Origin of the sequence: Streptomyces sp. NPDC048392, assembly GCF_043200575.1 — a bacterium.
Classification (GTDB): Bacteria; Actinomycetota; Actinomycetes; order Streptomycetales; family Streptomycetaceae; genus Streptomyces.
In genome coordinates, this window is sequence record NZ_JBICYB010000039.1 from 21,289 (window position 1) to 41,144 (window position 19,856).

A 19,856-nucleotide genomic window follows, 5' to 3' on the forward strand; every position below is an offset into this window, starting at 1 on the left:
CGCGGCGCTACGGGAGGATCGAGTCGACGTACCCGCCGTCCACTCGGACGGCCGCCCCGGTGGTCGCGGACGCGAGGGGGGAGCTGAGGTACACCACCAGGTTGGCGATCTCCTCCGGCTCGATCAGCCGCTGGAGCAGGGACTGCGGGCGGTGCTCGCGCATGAAGACGCGCTGGGCCTCGTCCCAGGGCAGGTCGCGGTCGACCAGCTGGTACACGAAGTCCTCGACGCCCTCGGTGCGGGTGGGCCCGGCGATGACGCAGTTCACCGTGACGCCGCTGCCCGCCGCCTCCTTGGCGAAGCCGCGCCCGACCCCCAGCAGAGCGGTCTTCGACACGCCGTAGTGGATCATCTCGGCCGGGATCACGACGGCGGAGTCGCTCGCGATGTACAGCACCCGGCCCCAGCCGCGTTCCCTCATCCGGGGGAGATGGGCGCGCGTCAGCCTGACGCCCGCCAGGACGTTGATCTCGAAGTAGCGGCGCCACTCGTCGTCGCTGATCTCCAGCGCGGGCGCGGCGCCGAAGACGCCGAGGTTGTTCACGAGGACGTCGACCTCGGGCAGTGCCCGAAGGGCCTGTTCGGCGCCCTCCTCGGTGCCGAGGTCCGCCGCGACCGGCACGAACACCCCGTCCGGCACCTCGGCCCGCAGTTTCACGACGCTCTCCTCCAGGCGGCCCGCGTCGCGCCCGTTGACGCCCACGGTGGCGCCGGCCCCGGCCAGCCCGGCGGCGATGGCCGCCCCGATCCCCTGCGAGGAGCCCGTCACCAGTGCGGTGCGTCCACCGAGGTCCAGGTTCATCCGTCGCTCCTTCTCGTGCCGTACGGTCGGTCGGGTCGCTCCTGCCCACCCTCGCCCGGGAAGCACTCGTGCCCCGCCGACCGCACCGTGCACCGCGCCGCGGCACGCCCGGTCGGCGCACCCCGGGTGCTCTCGGCTGACCTGCGGCGACGATACTTGCCTTCGTCCGTGCCCCTGCTTCCCGATGGACTCATGCCGACCTCCGCCACCGCTCGCCCCACGACTCCGCCCACGCTGTGGGCCGCTCGCGGCCGCCATGTCGGCTCCGCGGCCGAGGACACCGTCCGCCGCACGCTGCAGCGGCTCAAGGACGACCACGTGGTCGACGACTTCCTGGAGCCGCCCGACGAACCGGCGGCGGCCCCGGCCTCCGGGCCGCGGACCGACGGGACCCCCGGCTTCCGGATCTTCGAGGCGCGCTGGAAGGCTCCAGGGGCGGTGACCGTGCGGGCCAGGCTGATCCTGGAGCCCGGCTCGGCGGGCGGGCAGGAGTGGACGCTGCTCGCCGAGGCCGAGGAGGTCTGGGACGTGGCCTGGCCCTCCCCCGCCACCATGTTCTGGCCCGACGACCCGGACGTCACCTGGGACCGGGACGCCGCCACGGGACTGCGGCTGCGCGGCATCAACACCCTGCCGGACGACGACAGAGCCGTACGCCGGCTGCTCAAGGCGGCCGGGCGCAGCCCCTGGAACATCCACGTCGTCGTGCACGAGGCGATGACGCCCGACCACCGCGGCCGCGTGCCGCTGGCGCAGCGGCTGCCGCCCGGACTGCGGCACCGGGTCGTCGAGCACCGCGCCGCGCCGCAGCAGCTCCGGGTCGTGAACTGGGCTCTGGAGGACTTCGGCGTCCAGGTGCCGCGCGGCGGCGCCGTGGTGCTGCCCGGCACCCCGGCCCCTGCCGACTACGCCGCCGTGGACTTCTCCGTCCGCACCGTCTTCCTGGACGGATCCGAGCCCACCGGCCTGCTCACGGCGGTGACGTCCTTCGCCGCACTGCCCAGGCCGCTGCCCGGCGACGCGGCCGGGGCCCTGGACTCCCTGCGGGAGGACTGGCGGCTGCTGACGCTGCGGGAGGAGCTGGAGCGCGAGCGCAAGCTGGTCGCGATGTACTCCGAGGCGCTGGAGGCCATGACCCGGTCCCGGGACCTGTACCGGGAGGCGGCCGAACGCGCCGCCGAGGCCCTGGCCGTGTACCGGGAGTCCGCCGGGGCTGCACCGGCCGGGCCACCGCCGTCGGAGGCACCGACGGCGTCCTCGCTGCGGGGTCTGACCCGCACGCTGGACAGGTTCAGGGCGTCCGCCCGGATGTCACGTCCGGACCCCGCCGGCCGGGACGCGACCGGACCGTCCACCGGGACCCGGGCCGGGAGCGGGACCGAGGCCGGGACCGGCGGCTGACGGCTGCCGGGCGCCGCGCGCCGGTGACGTCCTCTCCGGCGGCTTACCCGCACGCCGGGAGGGTTCGACGGCTCCGCAGGCGGGGCGGTCGCGGACACCGCTCCGCTGAGGGCACCCTCACGTGTCATCCGGCGCGGGGTGGATACGCGGACGGCACAGGAGCACGGCCCGTCCCGGAAGGTCACCGACGCCATGGACAGCCAGCACGAGAGCGCCACCGCTTCCCGCCCACCGGAGTCCTCCCGCTCGGAGACCACGCTCCGCGTCAACGGCGAACCGCACACCCTCACCGTCGACCACCGCCGCGTCCTGCTGGACCTGCTGCGGGAGGATCTCGGGCTCGTCGGCGCCAAGAAGGGCTGCGACCACGGACAGTGCGGTGCCTGCACGGTCCTGGTGGACGGCCGGCGCGTGAACAGCTGCCTGCTGTTCGCGGTCGCCCTGGACGGCCGTGAGATCACCACGGTCGAGGGTCTCGCCGGGGACGGCGGGGAACCGCATCCGATGCAGCGCGCGTTCCTGGACCGCGACGCCTTCCAGTGCGGGTACTGCACCCCGGGCCAGATCTGCTCCGCGGTCGGCGTGCTCGCCGAGGCCGCGGCCGGGCACCCGTCCCGCGTCACCGACCCGGCGGCGCCCTCCGGGGAGCCCGTCGCGCTGGGCCGGGAGGAGATCCGGGAGCGGCTGAGCGGCAACCTGTGCCGGTGCGGTGCGTATCCGCGCATCGCCGACGCGGTCGAGGACGTGATCCCGTGAAGCCCTTCGCCTACGTACGCCCGGCCAGCGTCGAGGAGGCCACCGACGCGTTCGCGGCCCACCCGGGCGCCCGCTACCTCGGCGGCGGCACCAACCTCGTCGACCTGATGAAGCTCGGCGTGGAGACGCCCGCCGCGCTCGTCGACGTCACCCGGCTGCCGCTGGACGGGGTGGAGGAGCTGGCCGACGGCTCGCTGCGGGTCGGCGCGATGGTCCGCAACAGCGACCTCGCGGCCGAGTCCGTGGTGCGCGACCGCTACCCCGCACTGTCCCAGGCGCTGCTGGCCGGTGCCTCCGGGCAGTTGCGCAGGCAACCTGCTCCAGCGCACCCGCTGCCCCTACTTCCAGGACCTGTCCAAGCCGTGCAACAAGCGGGAGCCCGGGACCGGCTGCGGCGCCCTGGAGGGCGTGCACCGCGACCACGCGGTGCTCGGCCACTCCGACCAGTGCATCGCCACCCACCCGTCGGACATGGCGGTGGCGCTGGCCGCCCTCGACGCGCGCGTGGAGCTGCACGGCCCCGAGGGCACCCGGAGCGTGCCCGCCGCCGACTTCCACCGGCTGCCGGGCCTGCACCCGGAGCGCGACACGGAGATCCAGCCCGGCGAGCTGGTCACCGGCGTGGTCCTGCCCGCGGCCACGGCCGGGCTGCCCTCGGCGTACCGCAAGGCCCGCGACCGGGCGTCGTACGCCTTCGCGCTGGCCTCCGTCGCCGTCGTACTGCACCTGTCGGACGGGGTGGTGGAGCGGGCCGGGATCGCCTTCGGGGCACTGGCGCACCGGCCCTGGCGGGCGCGGCGGGCCGAGGACGCGCTGGTGGGCGCGGCGCCCACGACGGCGGCGTTCGAGCACGCCGTCGACCTGGAGCTGGCCGCCGCCGAACCGCTGCGGGACAACGCCTACAAGGTGCCGCTGGCCCGCCGGCTGGCCCTGGACGTACTGGGCCGGCTCGCCCCGCCCGCCACGACCTGAACCCCGGCGTCCACAAGGAGGACTCCATGACCGCCACCGATGCCGTCCTGGGCGCTCCGGCCGAGCGCCGGGAGGGGCGGGAGAAGGTCGCCGGCACCGCCCGGTACGCCGCCGAGTACGCGCCGGGCCGAGCCCAGGGCTGGCCCGTACCGGCGACGGTCGCGCGCGGCCGGGTGACCGGCGTCGACACCGCACCCGCGCTCGCCCTGCCCGGCGTGCTCGCGGTGCTCACCCACGAGAACGCGCCACGGCTCGGGGACCCGGACGACCCCACGCTGGCCGTGCTGCAGAGCCCGCACGTCCCGCACCGGGGCTGGTTCGCGGGCCTGGTGGTGGCCGAGACGCTGGAGGCGGCCCGTGCCGGTGCCGCCGCCGTCCGGATCACGTACGAGAGCGAACCCCACGACGTGACGCTCACCGCCTCGCACCCCGAGGCGTACGTCCCCGAGTCGGCCAACGGGGGTTTTCCGGCCGTCGCCGGGCACGGCGACCCGGACGGCGCCTACGCCTCCTCGGCGGCCCGGCTGGACGTCGAGTACCGGGTGCCGCCGCTGCACAACCACCCGATGGAGCCGCACACCAGTACGGCCGAGTGGGACGGCGACCGGCTGACCGTGCACTCCTCCAGCCAGGGCACCACGGCGGTGCAGAAGGAACTGGCGCGCGTGTTCGAGCTGCCCGAGGACCGGGTCACGGTGCGCGCCGAGCACGTGGGCGGCGGGTTCGGCTCGAAGGGCACGCCGCGTCCCGAGGTGGTGCTGGCCGCGATGGCGGCGCGCGAGACCGGGCGGCCGGTCACCGTCGCGCTGCCGCGCCGCTGTCTGCCCGCCGTCGTCGGGCACCGCGCGCCGACCCTGCACCGGCTGCGCCTCGGCGCCGACGACGAGGGCCGGCTCACCTCCCTCGTGCACGAGGTGACGACGCACACCTCGCGGGTGAAGGAGTTCGTGGAGCAGGCGGCGGTCCCCGCCCGCGTCATGTACGGCACTCCCGCGCTGCGTACGCTCCACCGCGTGGTGGCGCTGGACGTGCCCACACCGTCCTGGATGCGCGCCCCGGGCGAGTGCCCCGGCATGTACGCCCTCGAGTCCGCGATGGACGAACTGGCCTCCGCACTCGGTGCCGACCCGGTGGAGCTGAGGATCCGCAACGAACCGGAGACCGAGCCGGACAGCGGGAAGCCCTTCAGCAGCAGGCATCTGGCGGAGTGTCTGCGCGAGGGGGCCCGTCGCTTCGGATGGGAGGAACGCGATCCCCGTCCGCGGTCCCGCGCCGCCGGGCCCCTGCTGATCGGCAGCGGGGTCGCCGCGGCCACCTACCCCGTCCTGGTCTCCGGGTGCGTCGCCTCGGCGCGGGCCCTGCCCGGCGGCGGTTTCCTGGTGCGGGTCAACGCCACCGACATCGGCACGGGCGCCCGGACGGTGCTCGCGCAGATCGCGGCCGACGCCCTCCGGGTCCCGCTGGACCGGGTGCGGGTCGAAGTCGCCGACAGCGGCATCGGTTTCGCCCCGGTGGCGGGCGGTTCCTCGGGCACCGCGTCCTGGGGGTCGGCGGTGCACGAGGCGTGCGTCCGGCTGGCCGGCCGGCTGGCGGAGCACTCGGGGCCGCTGCCCGACGAGGGGGTCGTGGCCGAGGCCGACACCTCCGGGACCGCGGACGCCGAAAGTCCCTTCGCCCGGCACGCGTTCGGTGCCCATTTCGCCGAGGTGACCGTGGACACCGTCTCCGGTGAGGTACGGGCGACCCGGCTGCTGGGCGTCTTCGCCGCGGGGCGCGTCCTCAACGCCCGCACCGCGCGCTCCCAGTTCATCGGGGGCATGACGATGGGCCTGGGCATGGCGCTGACCGAGGGCAGCACGATGGACCCGGAGTTCGGCGACTTCGTGGAGCGCGATCTGGCGTCCTACCACGTGCCCGCGCACGCCGACGTCGCGGATCTGGAGGCGCACTGGATCGAGGAGGAGGACGACCACCTCAACCCCATGGGCAGCAAGGGCATCGGCGAGATCGGGATCGTGGGCTCGGCGGCGGCCGTCGGCAACGCCGTCCATCACGCCACCGGCATCCGTTTCCGGGAGCTGCCGCTCACTCCGGACCGGGTGCTCACCGCTCTGCTCGAACACGGGCATCCCGCGGGCACGCTGGGGGTCTGAGAACGGTCGCGTGGTCCGCGCCGGACGTTCTTCCGGCGCGGACCACGCGGGGTGCTCGGGCAGGCGGCACTCAGTCCGCGGCGGTTGCTCGGGCAGGCGGCACTCAGTCCGCGGCGGTGCGGCTCGCCACGGCCACCCGGCGGGCCGGCCCGCGCCGGGCCGAGGCCGGGGAGGCCACCCGCACGCACAGCGCCGTCAGCGCGACGAGCGAGGCCACCACGGCCACCGCGACCGCGACCCAGGCGGTGGCCAGCGTGAGATCCGTGACCGGGGAGACCCGCGCCGCGGGGGTGGCGCTGCCGTAGAGCTTGGCGGCGGCCAGCGCCGCCGGTCCCACGACCGCCGCGGCGAGCAGCGGTACGGCCGGCCGCACGGTCAGCAGCAGGGCCAGCACCAGGCAGACCGCAGACAGGCCGAGGGCCACTCCGTAGGCCGGTGCGGAGGCGTCGGCGCGGTGCAGCGGGAAGTAGGCCACACCGCACCCGGCCAGGACCGCGACGGTGAGCCAGGCCGGCCAGGCCGGACCCCTTGCGCCCCGGCGTGCCGCGCGGTCACGCTCACGCGCCGCACGGACCTTGTCGCGCTCGCGCGCGGCACGGCCGTCACGCTCGCGCGGGGCACGGGCCTTGCCGCGGTCGCGTTCCCGGCGGGACGGACGGGCCGGCTTGCGGCGCTCGCGGCCGCGGCGGTCCCCTCCGGTGAACGCGCCGGTCAGTCCCGCCGGTCGGGCGGCGGGCTTGCGTCCGTCGTCCTCGTCGGTCCCGTCCTCGGCCGCCCGCAGCTGCCGGGCGTCGGGCCGCTCCGGCCGTACGTGCCCGGCCTCGGCGAGCCGGCCGATCAGTTCGACCAGTTCGTCGACGGGCCGGCCGGTGGCCGCGGCCCGCACGGCCTCCTGTCCGCAGTGCGGTTCCAGGGGCGTGCGGTGCAGCAGCGCCATCAGCCGGGTCACGTCCTCCACGGAGCGGCACTCCGCCGCGGCCCGGATCGCCTCGTCCGCGCTGTCCGAGTGGCGCGGCGGCCGGGTCAGCAGGCCGACCAGCCGGGTGACGTCCTCGACGGACCGGTGCACGCCGACGCCGCGGAGCGCGTCGATCGTCGCCTGCGCGTACTGCGGGGACTGCTCCAGCGTCGTGATCAGGTCGACGACCTCCTCCAGTGGCCGGTCGGCCACGGCGGCGCGCACCAGGTCGCCGACGGGGTCACCGTACGACTGCGGTGCGTCGTGGTCGTCGGCGCGGGAGTGGGCCTCGGCTTCACGGGGGCCCGGCTCGCGAGGGCGGCCCGGCTCGCGGGGACCCGGCTCGTAGGGGCCGGACCTGGCGAAGTCGGGGTCGGTGAGGTGGGGTTCGGGGTCGGGTTCCAGCTCGGGAAGGTCGGCGTCGCCGAGCTCGACGTCCCAGACGTCGCCCTCCCGGTCCGGCGAGCGCCGACCGGCGGCCCGGGCCCCGGGACTCGCGCCGGGCGGCCGCACCCTGCCGGTGGTCGTGGCCGTTTCCCCGGTGGGCAGGTCCAGGGCGGATATGGCGTACTCGGGTGAGCGGGGTGATGAAGAGCCAGTGGTCATGATCTCTCCGTGTGGTGGGGGTGCGGCCGCCCTGCGTCCCCGACAAGCGACTCGCGCTGTGCTGCCATTACTAGGCACGTCCACCACGCCGTGCCACTGGAGTGGGCCACAGGGATGAGAGACCCCGCCCGCCGGTCTTGCCGCCGCCCGGAGCGGGCATCCGGGTAGGGAGGCGCGTACCGCGCGCCGGAGGAGGGGCTCCGTGGATACGACCACAGTGATCGTCGTGGCGGCGCTGCTCGCGGCGGTCGTCCTCGCGGGGGCGGTCGCCGTCCTGGTGCGTCTGGTCCGCACCCGACGGGATCTCAGGCGAGCCGGGCTCCCCACGGGCCCGCGCTGGGTCTTCTGGGGCGCCGTCCTCTACTTGGTGCTCCCGGCCGACCTGTTGCCCGACCCGGTCTACCTGGACGACATCGGTGTGCTGCTTCTCGCCCTGCGCTCCACGCGCGGCGCGATCGGCGGCCGGCGCGGGACCGCGGACCGGCGACGGCCCGCCGACCCGCCCGGTGATTACGCTGCGTGAGGAAACCATTCACCCGTTCGATTCGTATAAGTCTCTGGAAGCCGAAGGAAGTCGGCGGACCAGGTGACGGCGTCAAGGGATCGTCACCTGATCGGCGCAGCACCGACTAGGGAGAGACGATGCAACCGTTCGCGCTCAACTACGCACGGCCCGCAGTGGAGTTGGAAGCCACCACTCCGTACGTCTACGACTCCGGGCTGCAGTTGAACGTGCTCCACGACGGGCGGGTGGCCGCCTGTGACCACGCGCTGCTGAGAGAGCTGGGGACCACGACCTCCACCGCGGGGTCGAAGACTCACTTCGACGACTGAACACGGGCCGTCGAGAATGACCGTGTTGATCCTGACCAGTGAAGAGGACGTCACCGCGGACATGGTGGTGGTGCATCTGAACGCGTCGGGAGTGCCGGTGGTCCGCCTGGACCCCGCCGATCTGACCGACTCGGTCGCGCTCTCCGGCGAGTTCGTGCACGGCTCCTTCCGGGGCCATCTGTCGTCCGGGGGACGTCTGGTGAGCATCGGCGGGCTGCGGTCCGTCTGGGTGCGCAGGCCGGGCGGCGCGGCCACGCGGGCCGCCGAACCGTCCGCGTGGCTGACCGAGGAGGCCGGGCAGGCGCTCTACGGCATGCTCCGCGGCTCGGGCGCACGCTGGATGAACCAGCCGGACGCCGCGTACCGGGCCCGGTACAAGCCCTGGCAGCTGCGGCTCGCCCAGCAGTGCGGGCTGCCCGTTCCGGCGACTCTGATCACGACGTTTCCCCGGGCGGCGCGCGAGTTCGCGGAGCGCTACCCGGACCTGGTGGTCAAGCCGGTCTCGGGCGCGCACCCGCAGGACCCGCCCCTGGCAGTGCCGACCAGCCGGGTGCCGCCCGAGGCCGACTTCTCCGCCGTCGCCCACGGCCCGACGCTGCTGCAACGCCGGGTCGCCAAGCGTGCCGACATCCGGCTGACCGCCGTCGGCGAGGCGCTGCTGGCCGCCCGGAAGACGGCGCTCGCGAGCCTGGACCCCGACGAGGTGGACGTCCGTTTCGCGGCCTCGGACGAGCCGTGGCGGCACGCCGAGGTGCCGCCGCGTGTCGCCGAGGGAATCCGCGCCTACCTCCAGGCGGCCGGACTGGCCTACGGCGCCTTCGACTTCGCCGAGGACGGCGACGGCACCTGGTGGTTCCTCGAGTGCAACCAGTCGGGGCAGTTCGGCTTCGTCGAGGTGGACACGGGCCAGCCGATCGCCCGCACCATCGCCCAGTGGCTGGCCCGGCCCGGCGGGGCCGACCCGGTGGACGCGGCCGGTCCCGGCACGGCGGCCGTGGGGTGAGGTGGGTGCGCCCGCCGGGGGCCACGCGTCGCGGAGCGGCCCGCCGCGACGGGGTCCGTCAGTGCGGGCGCGGGCCGGGCAGCAGGGCTGTGCGCTGCCAGCCGGCGCCCGGGGACGGCCGGCGTTCGGCGCCGGGCAGGTGTCCGGGGGCGTGCAACGGCCGCATGACCACCTCCAGTTCCCTGCTCACACGCTCGGCGTCCCGCCGCACCTGCTCGGGGACGTCACCGCGTTCGGCGACGAGTCGGTCGTAGATGGGGGAATCCTGGAACACCCGTCAACGCGCCTTTCGTGTCGTCCGCCCCCGTCCGGAGGCGCGACTGAGCAGTCTAGGCGCCCGTTCACGCGGCGGTGCGCATTCCGCCGGGATGTGAACGGCGACTCAGGCGCCGGTCGTGGAGCCGGGCCGCACGATCATGAGGACGGTCACCGTGGCCCACAGCAGGTTGAACAGGCCGGTGATCATGGCGAGCCGGGCGGCGGCCCGTTCGACGGGCTGCCGGTCGGCCAGCCGCTCCAGGAGCTCATCCTGGCGGGGCAGGACGAAAGCGACCAGGAGACCGGCGGCCACGGCGGTGAGGGTGACGGACGTGATCAGCCAGGCGTCACCGAGGACACCCATCGCGGCGGCGCTGGCGAAGCCGAGGACGGGCACCGCGATGCCGCAGCCGGTCCGGGGTGCCGTCCATGCGGCGCAGTGCCTTGCCCTCCAGGCCGTGGGCACGCGTGACGGGAATGAGCCGGGTCTTCTCCGTGACCCGCGAGGACAGGGTCTCCACCTCGTGGCGGAAGCGCTCGTTGCGGGTGCGCAGCCGGGCGCGGAGCCGGGCCACGAGCAGGGAGGCGGCGGGGACGACGACGAGGAAGACCGGCAGGAACTCCGGGGTGCGCACGGCGATGATGACGAGGCCGCCGGTGAGCACGGTGAACGCACCGAGTCCGGTCTCGGCGGTCTGCCGCACCATCTGTTCCACCGTCTCCACGTCGCGGACCACCTTGGCCCGAAGGACGCCCGCGCTGACCCGCGAGTGGTAGCCGATGGAGAGCTGCTGCACGCGCGTGCACAACGCGGAGCGCAGGGCTGTGCCCATGCGGCCCAGACTGCCGTACAGGAGACGGACGTACAGCGGGTGCAGCGGGTAGTTGACCACCAGGATGAACATGATGATCCCGGTGCTGGTCCACAGGCTGACCCGCGCCTTCTCCCACGTCGAGGGCGCGGGTCTCAGTCTCCGAGCGTGCGGGCGAGTTCGGTGGTGGCGCGGGTGATCTCGCTGTCGTCGTCGGCGAGCAGCCGCTCCAGTTCGCCCCGCCGGGCGCGGACCGCCTGCCGCGCCGCGCGCTCCCAGGCCACCGGGTTCTCACGGTGGTTGAGCAGCTTGGGGTAGGCGGTGGCGGTGGTCTCCCACTGCCGGGCGTCGGCGATGTTCTTGAGCAGCTGGATGATCTGCGCCCGGCAGCTCACCTGGGGCCGCTGCGCCAGCTCCCACAGGAAGGGGACGGTCGCGGCGGTCGCCTGCTCGACGACGAATCCGTACTGGCAGATGCGCTTGCGCAGGTCACCGAGGGCGGCGCGGGCGGTTTCGGCGTCGCCCCGGGCGACCTTGCGCAGCAGCCGGGGAATGGCCGCGGCCGAGCCGGTGGAGTCCTGGATCTCGCTCCAGGGCACGCCGTCGAGCCCGGCGAGGAGGCCGGTGGTGCGGGGCGAGCCGGGCGGCTGCGGCTGACAGTCGGTGCGCTGGATGCTCGGCTTCGGTGTCGGAGCGCTGCGCATGGTGTGGGGCCCTTCCGCGGCAGTCGGGTCAGGTGAGGGGGCGGGTCGACAACTTGGCCCAGACCGTCTTGCCCAGCGGAGGACGCGGGGTCCAGCCCCACTCCTGCGCGAGTGCGTCGACGATGCACAGGCCGCGTCCGTGCTCCTGGAGGGCGGAGTGGTCGGACGGATGGAACACGGGCGCGTTGTCCCCGGGATCGGAGACCGTCAGCGTCAGGTGGCCGGGGCCGAGGACGAGTCCCAGCCCGACCTCCGGCGTGCCGGCGGCCGCCGGCGGCACCGCGTGTGTCACGGCGTTGGAGACGAGTTCGGTGATCACGAGGACCGCGTCGTCACCGCGGTGGTCGAGGGACCACCCGCGCAGGGTGTCCCGCGTGAAGGCGCGGGCCCGGGCGAACCCCTCCCTGCTGCACGCCACGGGCAGCACGGCGGAGGCCTGCCGGTCTCCCGGGACGGGACCCGCCGCACAGGGCGCGGAGAAGGTCCGGTCGATCCGGTCGCAGGTCTCCCGCACCACGTGCGGAAGCCCTCCGGAACGGCTCGTCGCGTCCGCCTCCGACACGGGTTCGCCGGGTGACCGGAGCGTTGGATGCGCAGGTGACGGCACAGCATCTCCCTGATGCGACGTCAGAACGGGGCGACGACCGAGGGGTTGACGCCACGGCTATTATCCACGCTGAGAGCGCTCGCGTGCAATTGCACGAGAAATTGCGCGAAAAAAGTCGGATGGGAGCGCTCGGGGACCGACGGGACTCGGTCCGCTCCCCCGAACGGCAAGGAGACCGCGGTGCCACCAGTGCGCAACGGAGTGCAGGCAAGTCTGCTGGACGCCTGCTGGAAGAAGAGTCGGCACAGCAACGCCGAGGGCAACTGCGTCGAGGTCGCCCTCGTGGACGGAGGGATCGCGATGCGCAACTCCCGGGATCCGGACGGTCCCGCACTCGTGTACACCCCCGCGGAGGTGGCCGCGTTCCTGGCCGGGGCGAAGGAGGGCGAGTTCGACCACCTGCTGTAGGACGGGAGGGGGGCGGAACGCCCGCCGGGAAGACGCGACGGCAGCGAAGCGGAACTCAACTACCCGATTTCCACAGGCGGATGCGGCAGGCACCGATGGGATGAGATAGTCTTTCCCTCAAGTCTGCCGGTCTGCTGGGAGTCAGGATGTCCGCCGCGTCGCATCGCATCTCCCGTCTCGAGCCCTACCTTGACCGGGCCGAGCCGGCTCCTACTCTGCTGAAGATGCTCGTCGGAGTGCAGCTGGCGGGCTTCCGCGAGGACGCCGGCCTCTCCCAGGACCAGGCCGCACGCGAGCTGGGATTCAGTGCCGCGAAGCTCTCGCGCATCGAGTCGGGCAAGAGCCGCAGGCCCCCTACGGAGACCGACGTCCGCGCGCTCCTGGAGCAGTACGGCACCGGCGCCTACGAGGCCTCGGTCCTGCTCAAGCTCTTGCAGCGCGCCGGCGAACCGGGTTGGTGGCAGCGGTACGACAAGCGGCTGATGCCCGAGTGGTTCGACCGGCTGGTCGGTCTCCAGGAGGCCGCGACCACCATCCGGACATTCGAGATCCAGTACGTCCCCGGACTGCTCCAGACCGAGGCCTACACCGAGGCCGTGGTCGAGCGCGGCCTGCCGAACGCGCCCGCCGGTGAGGTCCGTCGGCGCGTGGAGCTGCGCCGGCACCGAACGGAGCTGCTGCGGCGCGACGACGCGCCGCAGCTGTGGGCGATCATCGACGAGTCCGTCCTGCTGCGCGTGCTGGGCAGCCGGGAGGTCATGCGCGAGCAGCTCGCGCATCTCGTCACCATGGCGGAGCAGCCCCGTGTGACGCTGCAGATCGTGCCGCTGGACGTGACGAACGCGTCGGCGCCCGCGATCCCGGTCACCTATCTGCGTTTCGGCGGCACCGAACTGCCGGACGTGGTCTATCTGGAGCACATCAGGAGCGCCAACTTCCTCGAGGACCGGGACGAGACCGAGGAGTACCGGGTCGCGCTCGACCGGCTGGCCGACGAGGCGCTGACGCCGCGCGAGTCGCTGGACCGCCTGCGCGAGACGATGGCGACGCGCTACACCGACAAGTAGCGGCGAAGCGGCGACGGAGGAGGGGCCACGCACGATGCGCGTGGCCCCTCCTCCGTTGCGCGGGTGATCGGCCCGTCAGCGCAGACGGCCCACCCCGCCGAACTCGATCCACTCGTCGGTGAGCTGGCGCGGCGCCACCTCGGTGTCCGGGCGCCAGGTGGAGACCTCCACGAGACCCGGTTCCAGGATGTCCATGCCCTCGAAGAGCGCCTCGACGTCCTTCGGCTCCCGGACCCGGCCCCAGTGGCCCTGCGTCGCCTTGTCCATGAAGTCCGTGACGGACGCCCGCACCTCGGCGTCCTCGCTGACCAGCTGGCACATCACGGCGAAGCTACCCGGCGCGAGCCGCTCGGTCACCCGGCGGACGACCGCCTTGGGACCGTCGGTGTCGCTGTCCGGGATGCAGTGGAAGACCGAGTTGAACAGCACGGCGACCGGCTGCGAGAAGTCGATCAGGCGCTCGGTGTCCGGGTGATGGAGGATCTCCTCCGTCGCACGCATGTCGGCGTGTATGACGGCGGTCTGGTCGTTCTGGTCGAGCAGCGCCCGGCCGTGGACCAGCACCATCGGATCGTTGTCGACGTAGACGACGCGGGAGTCGGGGGCGACGCGCTGGGCGACCTGGTGCACGTTGTCCTGCGTGGGCAGGCCGGATCCGTGGTCGAGGAACTGGCGGATGCCGTAGTCCTCGGCGAGGGTGCGGACGACCCGCTGCAGGAAGCGCCGGTTGTTCAGTGCCAGCCTGCGGGTGCTGGGGACGACCTTGTCGAGTTCGCCGACGGCCGCCCGGTCCGCCGCGTAGTTGTCCTTGCCGCCCAGATAGAAGTCGTACATACGTGCCGCTGTTGGCACATTGGCGTCGATCTCCGTGGACAGCTGCTTGTCGGCTTGCATCGTTCCCCCAGCTCCGTACGGGCGCCAACTGGACTGGCATGACAGACAGTACATCCTACGGACCCGGTGGTCAGCCAAACCAGGGGGCGGATCTTGCGGCCGTCAACCCCACTGCGGCGCAGTGGAGTTGACGGTCACTCACGTCGATCAGCCGCGGGCTGCCAGGTACGCGTCGACCCCGGGGGCCTGGTGGGCCTCCTCCACGCCGACCAGGCCCCCGGCCGCCTCGGCGTCGGGCTTCAGCACATACGTGGACCGGCTCGCCGGAGTGGTCACGTAGGTGAAGTTCTGCGGGGTGCCGAGTCCGGTGTCGGCGTTCTTCTGCGAACGGTGCGCCTTGACGACGTCCTGCCGGGTGAGGCTGCCGCCCTCACAGGCCTTCTTCAGGTCGGTGCCCATCAGCTGGGCGGCGTTGTATCCGGAGAGGACTCCGGAGTCGACGGGCTCACCCGGGTACTCCTTGGTGTAGGAGGCGACCATCTTCTTGACGCCGGGGAGGTCGGAGCTGACCGCCGGTGCGGCGCTGACCACGTGGACCATGGCTTCCAGCGCCGCCGCCGCGGGTGTCTTCAGCAACTGCGGGGCGTAGCCGGGCGCGCTGGAGACGATCGGCACCTTCAGACCGCGGGCGGCGGCCACGCCGGCGAGGGAGGCCGTCTGGGCGGGGCCCGCGCTGATCAGGATCGCCTTGACCCCGGCCTTGCTCAGCGCGGACACCTGCGCGGTCAGGTCGGTGTCCGTGGCCTTGATCTTCTGTCCCGCCACCTTCATCCCGGCCTGCTCGGCGGCCCACTTGGAGCCCTCCAACGCGTTGGCGCCGTAGTCGCCCTCGAAGTAGACGTGACCGATCGTGTCGCCCTTGGCGAGCTTCTTGGCGCGGGTGAGGAAGTCGACAGCGGCGATCATGTCGAGGTCGTAGGTGGTGCCGAGGACCTGGACGGAGTCCCGGCCGAGCAGGGAGGCCGCCCAGGCCTGCGGGAAGGTGAGCATGTGGTCCCGCTCGATGTCGTCGAGCAGGGCGGCTACCACCGGGGAGCCGATGACCTGGGGCAGGGCGACGACGTCCGGTGCGATGTCCGCGTAGGCGGTGACGGCCTTCTGCACGTCGTAGCCGTGGTCCTTGACGACGATCTCCACCTGGCGTCCGCAGATGCCGCCCGCGGCGTTGGTCTCGTCGGCCCACATCTGCTGGGCCTGCACGATGCTCTTGCCGAGGGTGGCGTAGGGGCCGGTGAGGTCGGTCAGCGCGCCGAGTCTGATGGTCTTGTCGCTGACTCCTGGGCCGGCCTTGATGCCGTCGGCGGCGTCGTCGGTGCTCCCGCCGTCCGCCTTGGAGCTGCAGGCGGTGCCCGCGAGCAGCACGGCGGCCAGTGCCGCCGCCAGGGCGGCGGTCCGGGTGGTGCGGGGCCTGGGGTGCGTGACGTTCACGGGGTGTGCTCCTTGGCTCGTGCGGTGGTGGCGGTGGTGGCGGTGGTGGCGGGGCCGGCGTGGGCGGCTCCGGGCGAGGGTCCGGTGCCGGGAGGGCCGGTGACGGGTGGCCGGCGGCGCAGGCGGGCCCGGGTACGGCGGGCCAGACCGTGCAGGCCGTCGGGGGCGTAGAGGAGGATCACGACGATCGCCGCGCCGTAGAGGTAGCGGGAGGCCTCGGTCGGGCCGATCGACCCGCCGCCGGACCCGGGCGTCGCCACCAGGGGCAGCTGGTCGGCGTAGCGGGTCATCAGCAGGGGCAGCGCGGTGACGAAGACGGCTCCGGCGGTGGCTCCGGCCACCGAGCCGAGACCGCCGATGACGATCATGGCGAGGTAGTCGACGGAGAGCGCGAGGGAGAAGTAGTCGGGCACCACGCGGCGGAAGGAGAGCGCGAGCAGGACGCCGGCGAGGCCCGCGTACATCGACGAGACGACGAACGCCGCCGAGCGGTACCGGGCCACGTGCACGCCCATCACGGACGCCGCGGTCTCGCTGTCGCGCAGCGCGACCAGGGCACGTCCGGGTCGGCCGCGCAGCAGTCCGCGCGCGGTGAACCAGGTGACGGCGAACAGGGCGAGGCCCAGGTACCAGAGCCGCTCCTCGGCACCGAACGGCACGCCCAGGACGGTGAGTGCGGGGCCGGTCTCGGCGAAGGTGAGGCCGCCGAGTTCCAGCGGCGGCACCGAGCGTCCGTTGAAGCCGCCGGTGACGGAGTCGGCGGTGAGCAGCACGTGGTGGCCGAGGAAGACCAGGGCGAGGGTGGCCACGCCGAGGTAGACGCCCTTCACCCGGCCGGCGACGGGGCTGAACAGGCCGCCCGCCGCGCCGGCGAGCAGTACGGCGAGGACGAGGGCCACGGCGGGCGGCAGACCGGGGCCCGGCTCGCCCGCCAGCCAGACGTAGCCGTAGGCGCCGACGGCGAGGAAGAAGGCGTGCCCGAGGGAGAGCTGTCCGGCGGTGCCGCTGAGCAGGCCGAGCCCGACGGCGCCGATGGCCGCGGCCATGGAGAACAGGCCGATGCGCAGCCAGAACGCGTCCAGGTAGAAGGGCAGGGCGCACAGGAGGAGGGCGGGCAGCAGGAGTGGGCCGCGTTTGAGGAGGAGCGGCCGGAGGCGTCGGAGGTCAGACACGGGCCGCTCCCTTCGCCGCGAAGAGTCCGGCGGGGCGCACCAGCAGGACGAGCACCATCACCGCGTAGGGCGCGACGTCGCCGAAGCCCTCGCCGAGGACGTGCAGGTCGGACTGGTAGCCGGCGACGAAGGCCTCGGTGAGGCCGATCAGCATGCTGCCGACCAGGGCGCCCACCGGGGAGGTCATGCCGCCGAGGATGGCGGCCGGGAAGGCCTTCAGCGCGATCTGCCCGGTGGTGCGCTCCAGTCCCGGCGCGGGGAAGGCGACCAGGAAGACGGCGGCGAGTGCGGCGAGGCCGCCGGCCAGGCACCAGGCGACGGTGCGTACCCGGGTGAGCCGTACGCCCATGAGAGCGGCGGCCTCGCCGTCCTCGGCCGCGGCGCGCAGCGACAGGCCCCAGGGGGTGAACCGGAAGAGGGCGAAGGCGCCGCCGATGGCGACGGCGGACACCAGGATCGCGGCGATGCGGCTGTCGGCGACGGTCACCGGGCCCAGGTCGGTCACGGCGGCGCCCCAGGGGTCGCCGAGCGGCAGCAGGTCGCCGCCGATGCGCCGGGCGAGGTCGGTGACCAGGACGATGTCGATGCCGATGGTGACGATGGTCTGGACGTGCGCGGCGTGCGGATCGGTACCCCCCACGCGTTGCAGCACCACCCGGTCCAGCAGGCCGGCCACGGCCGCCGTCACGAGGACCGCGACGGCGAGCGCCCCGGCGAAGCCGATGTCGTCGTGCAGGACGGCGAGGAGGTACCCGCCGAGCAGCAGCAGCGAGCCGTGGGTGAAACTCAGGACGCCCGAGGCCTTGAAGATGGTGACGAAGCCGAGGGCGATCAGGGCGTAGACGGACCCCAGGGCCAGGCCGTTGAGAAGGCTGTCGAGGAAGCCGGTCATGCCGCGTCCTCCCCCGTGGTGCCGGTACCGAGGTAGGCGCGGAGCACCTCGGGGTCGCGCCGGACCTCGTCGGGGGTGCCGTGGGCGATGGCCCGGCCGAAGTCGAGGACGGTGACCTCGTCGGCGAGCCGCATGACCAGGCCCATGTCGTGCTCGACCAGCACGACGGACAGGCCGAGTTCGGCGCGGATCTCCCGGACGACCTCGGCCGTGCGGGTGCGTTCGGCGGCGTTCATGCCGGCCACGGGTTCGTCGAGCAGCAGCACACGGGGCTCCAGACAGAGGGCGCGGGCGAGTTCGACGCGTTTGCGGTCGCCGTAGGACAGCAGGGCCACAGGTGTGTCGAAGTGGGCGCCCAGGCCGGTGAGTTCGGCGATCTCGCGGGCCTTGACGAGGTGTTCGCGCTGTTCGCGCACGGCGCGCGGCAGACGCAGGGCGGCGGCGGCGAACCCGGCGTGGGACAGGGCGTGCCGGCCGAGCATCAGGTTGTCGGCGACGGTGCCCTGGGTGGTGACGATGTTCTGGAAGGTCCGGGCCACGCCGAGGGCGGCGATCCGGTGCGGGGCGAGCCGGGTCAGTTCGGCGTCGCCGAGCCGTACGGTGCCGGCGGTGGGCCGGTACAGGCCCGACAGGACGTTGAAGCAGGTGGACTTGCCCGCGCCGTTGGGACCGATCACGGCGTGCACGGTGCCGGGGGCGACGGTGAAGGAGACGTCGTCGAGCGCGAGGAGGCCGGCGAAACGCACGGTCACACCCCGTACGTCGAGCGCGGGGGGCGCGGCGGGGGTGGTCACGCGGCCCCCTTGCCGTCGGTGGTGTCTCCCAGATAGAGGCGGCGCACGGCGTCCGTGCGCGCGAGTTCCGCGGCCTCGCCGGACAGCCGGACCTCGCCGACCTCCAGGACGTGGGCGTATTCGGCGAGGGACAGCGCCATGCCGGCGTTCTGTTCGACGAGGAGTACGGCGGTGCCCTGGGTGTTGATCTCGCGGACGACCTCGGCGATGCGGTCGACCATCATCGGTGCGAGCCCGAGCGAGGGCTCGTCGAGGAGGAGCAGGCGGGGGGCCGCCATCAGGGCGCGGCCGATGGCCAGCATCTGCTGCTCGCCGCCGGACAGCAGGCCGGCCGCCTGCCGGGTGCGCTCGGCGAGCCTCGGGAACAGGGTGAAGACGCGCTCCCGGGCCTCGCGGACCTGGGCCGGGGCCCGCCGGTTGAGGCCGAGTCCGCCGGCCCGCAGGTTCTCGTCGACGGTGAGTCCGGCGAACACCCGCCTGCCCTCGGGCACCTGTACGACTCCGGCGCGCACTGCGGCGACCGGGTCACGGCCGTCGAGGACCGTGTCGCCGTAGCGGACCCGGCCTGCCGTGATCGCGCCGCGGTGCAGGCGCAGGGTGCCCGAGACGGCCCGCAGCAGCGTCGTCTTGCCGGCACCGTTGGCGCCGAGCAGCGCGACGACGGCGCCGTGCGGGACGGTCAGGGACACGGAGCGGAGGGCGGACAGTGCGCGCCCGTACGTCACGTCGAGGCTCTCGACGCGCAGCGCGGGCGCGCCGTCCGGTGGTGCTGCGGGCATCGCGGCTCCTTGGGACCGCGCCGGAACGGCACGGTGACGGGTGAATGGGGGGAACTCACGACAGCACGGGCACCGGCGGGCGTACAGGGGGCGCGGGCCGGATCGCTGCGGGGTCCCAGTCCGGGGCCGGTGAGTCTGTGCGGATGCCCAGGAAGGACGGCGGCGGGGCTCGTCTTCGCGCCTCCATGACCGGTGGCGAACGAGACGCCGGACGACGCCCCGTACGGGCGGCCGCCCCGGCCGGACATCCTGCGGACCGTCCGAGCGTCCCGAACCGAAGGCCGCGGCACGCCGGGCCGGGCCGGGCCCCCGGAGGGCCGCACGGGACCGAGCCCACACCGGAGGCCGCACCACACGGCACCGAGCCCACCCGAGCCCACACCACGCGGCACCGAGCCCACCCGGACCCACTCCACACGAAACCGAGCCCACACCCGAGACCGCACCACACAGCACCAGGCCCACCCGAGCCCACACCACACGAAACCCAGCCCACACCCGAGAACGCACCACGCGGCACCGAGGCCGCAGGAGGCCCCGGCCGCGGCTCGCCGGG

At 73.6% G+C, this 19,856-nt stretch carries 19 protein-coding genes and 3 pseudogenes; 9 read left to right on the top strand and 13 right to left on the bottom strand.

What is annotated here, in order from left to right; genetic code table 11:
* Positions 1-7: 7 nt before the first annotated feature.
* The gene (locus tag ACGFYH_RS32170) at positions 8-802 is read right to left on the bottom strand and encodes an SDR family NAD(P)-dependent oxidoreductase (protein WP_393806701.1); all 795 of its coding nucleotides are present in this window, start codon (positions 800-802) and stop codon (positions 8-10) included.
* A gap of 192 nt (positions 803-994) precedes the next feature.
* Here ACGFYH_RS32170 and ACGFYH_RS32175 point away from each other — a divergent pair, with 192 nt between their 5' ends.
* The 4 genes and pseudogenes from ACGFYH_RS32175 (at position 995) to ACGFYH_RS32190 (ending at position 6,084) form a co-directional block, all read left to right on the top strand.
* Positions 995-2,203: a hypothetical protein gene (locus ACGFYH_RS32175; RefSeq protein WP_393806702.1), complete on the top strand. Its 1,209-nt coding sequence runs from the start codon at positions 995-997 to the stop codon at positions 2,201-2,203.
* Between the two features lie 192 nt (positions 2,204-2,395).
* Positions 2,396-2,959 (top strand): (2Fe-2S)-binding protein, encoded by a 564-nt coding sequence (locus ACGFYH_RS32180; protein WP_393806703.1) that lies wholly within the window; start codon positions 2,396-2,398, stop codon positions 2,957-2,959.
* Positions 2,956-3,931, top strand: a pseudogene (locus ACGFYH_RS32185) (FAD binding domain-containing protein). Before ACGFYH_RS32180 ends, ACGFYH_RS32185 begins: the two are co-directional and overlap by 4 nt.
* A 26-nt stretch (positions 3,932-3,957) precedes the next feature.
* Positions 3,958-6,084, top strand: coding sequence for a xanthine dehydrogenase family protein molybdopterin-binding subunit (locus ACGFYH_RS32190; protein WP_393806704.1), 2,127 nt, complete (start codon positions 3,958-3,960; stop codon positions 6,082-6,084).
* A 103-nt stretch (positions 6,085-6,187) separates the two neighbouring features.
* Here the strand turns inward: ACGFYH_RS32190 and ACGFYH_RS32195 are convergent, their stop codons facing one another.
* Complete coding sequence (locus ACGFYH_RS32195; protein ID WP_393806705.1) at positions 6,188-7,648, bottom strand: hypothetical protein; 1,461 nt, start codon at positions 7,646-7,648, stop codon at positions 6,188-6,190.
* 202 nt (positions 7,649-7,850) lie between these two features.
* Here ACGFYH_RS32195 and ACGFYH_RS32200 point away from each other — a divergent pair, with 202 nt between their 5' ends.
* From ACGFYH_RS32200 to tgmB, 3 genes are all read left to right on the top strand, one after another.
* Positions 7,851-8,171 (top strand): YkvA family protein, encoded by a 321-nt coding sequence (locus ACGFYH_RS32200; RefSeq protein ID WP_393806706.1) that lies wholly within the window; start codon positions 7,851-7,853, stop codon positions 8,169-8,171.
* A 119-nt stretch (positions 8,172-8,290) separates the two neighbouring features.
* A complete protein-coding gene (gene tgmA, locus ACGFYH_RS32205) occupies positions 8,291-8,482 on the top strand; it encodes a putative ATP-grasp-modified RiPP (protein WP_393806707.1) in 192 nt (63 codons plus the stop codon).
* Positions 8,483-8,498: 16 nt separating this feature from the next.
* Positions 8,499-9,485, top strand: a complete 987-nt coding sequence (gene tgmB / locus ACGFYH_RS32210; protein WP_393806708.1) for an ATP-grasp ribosomal peptide maturase — start codon at positions 8,499-8,501, stop codon at positions 9,483-9,485.
* Between the two features lie 58 nt (positions 9,486-9,543).
* On the opposite strand, the gene ACGFYH_RS32215 is transcribed toward tgmB, so the two are convergent.
* The 5 genes and pseudogenes from ACGFYH_RS32215 to ACGFYH_RS32235 form a co-directional block, all read right to left on the bottom strand.
* A complete protein-coding gene (locus ACGFYH_RS32215) occupies positions 9,544-9,759 on the bottom strand; it encodes a hypothetical protein (protein WP_393806709.1) in 216 nt (71 codons plus the stop codon).
* 108 nt (positions 9,760-9,867) lie between these two features.
* Positions 9,868-10,155: pseudogene (locus ACGFYH_RS32220) on the bottom strand (hypothetical protein); the annotation flags it as partial.
* A pseudogene (locus tag ACGFYH_RS32225) lies at positions 10,133-10,672 on the bottom strand (ABC transporter transmembrane domain-containing protein); the annotation flags it as partial. The pseudogenes ACGFYH_RS32220 and ACGFYH_RS32225, both read right to left, overlap by 23 nt.
* Before the next feature lie 38 nt (positions 10,673-10,710).
* Positions 10,711-11,259: a hypothetical protein gene (locus ACGFYH_RS32230; protein ID WP_393806710.1), complete on the bottom strand. Its 549-nt coding sequence runs from the start codon at positions 11,257-11,259 to the stop codon at positions 10,711-10,713.
* A gap of 28 nt (positions 11,260-11,287) precedes the next feature.
* A complete protein-coding gene (locus tag ACGFYH_RS32235) occupies positions 11,288-11,866 on the bottom strand; it encodes an ATP-binding protein (RefSeq protein ID WP_393806711.1) in 579 nt (192 codons plus the stop codon).
* Positions 11,867-12,046: 180 nt separating this feature from the next.
* Here ACGFYH_RS32235 and ACGFYH_RS32240 point away from each other — a divergent pair, with 180 nt between their 5' ends.
* Together ACGFYH_RS32240 and ACGFYH_RS32245 are read left to right on the top strand one after the other, a co-directional pair.
* The gene (locus ACGFYH_RS32240; protein ID WP_055421265.1) at positions 12,047-12,274 is read left to right on the top strand and encodes a DUF397 domain-containing protein; all 228 of its coding nucleotides are present in this window, start codon (positions 12,047-12,049) and stop codon (positions 12,272-12,274) included.
* A 146-nt stretch (positions 12,275-12,420) separates the two neighbouring features.
* Positions 12,421-13,341, top strand: coding sequence for a helix-turn-helix domain-containing protein (locus tag ACGFYH_RS32245; protein ID WP_393806712.1), 921 nt, complete (start codon positions 12,421-12,423; stop codon positions 13,339-13,341).
* Positions 13,342-13,416: 75 nt separating this feature from the next.
* On the opposite strand, the gene ACGFYH_RS32250 is transcribed toward ACGFYH_RS32245, so the two are convergent.
* The 6 genes from ACGFYH_RS32250 to ACGFYH_RS32275 all read right to left on the bottom strand — a co-directional run bounded on the left by ACGFYH_RS32250 (position 13,417) and on the right by ACGFYH_RS32275 (position 19,300).
* Complete coding sequence (locus ACGFYH_RS32250; protein ID WP_393806713.1) at positions 13,417-14,235, bottom strand: SAM-dependent methyltransferase; 819 nt, start codon at positions 14,233-14,235, stop codon at positions 13,417-13,419.
* 147 nt (positions 14,236-14,382) lie between these two features.
* On the bottom strand, positions 14,383-15,663 hold the full coding sequence (locus ACGFYH_RS32255) for an ABC transporter substrate-binding protein (protein ID WP_393806714.1): 1,281 nt from the start codon (positions 15,661-15,663) through the stop codon (positions 14,383-14,385).
* Entirely contained in the window at positions 15,660-16,835 is a 1,176-nt protein-coding gene (locus ACGFYH_RS32260) for a branched-chain amino acid ABC transporter permease (RefSeq protein WP_393806715.1), read from the bottom strand. The genes ACGFYH_RS32255 and ACGFYH_RS32260 overlap by 4 nt, the downstream gene beginning before the upstream one ends.
* Complete coding sequence (locus ACGFYH_RS32265) at positions 16,828-17,727, bottom strand: branched-chain amino acid ABC transporter permease (protein ID WP_393806716.1); 900 nt, start codon at positions 17,725-17,727, stop codon at positions 16,828-16,830. The genes ACGFYH_RS32260 and ACGFYH_RS32265 overlap by 8 nt, the downstream gene beginning before the upstream one ends.
* The gene (locus tag ACGFYH_RS32270; RefSeq protein ID WP_393806717.1) at positions 17,724-18,521 is read right to left on the bottom strand and encodes an ABC transporter ATP-binding protein; all 798 of its coding nucleotides are present in this window, start codon (positions 18,519-18,521) and stop codon (positions 17,724-17,726) included. The genes ACGFYH_RS32265 and ACGFYH_RS32270 overlap by 4 nt, the downstream gene beginning before the upstream one ends.
* Positions 18,518-19,300: an ABC transporter ATP-binding protein gene (locus ACGFYH_RS32275; RefSeq protein WP_393806718.1), complete on the bottom strand. Its 783-nt coding sequence runs from the start codon at positions 19,298-19,300 to the stop codon at positions 18,518-18,520. The genes ACGFYH_RS32270 and ACGFYH_RS32275 overlap by 4 nt, the downstream gene beginning before the upstream one ends.
* Between the last annotated feature and the right edge of the window lie 556 nt (positions 19,301-19,856).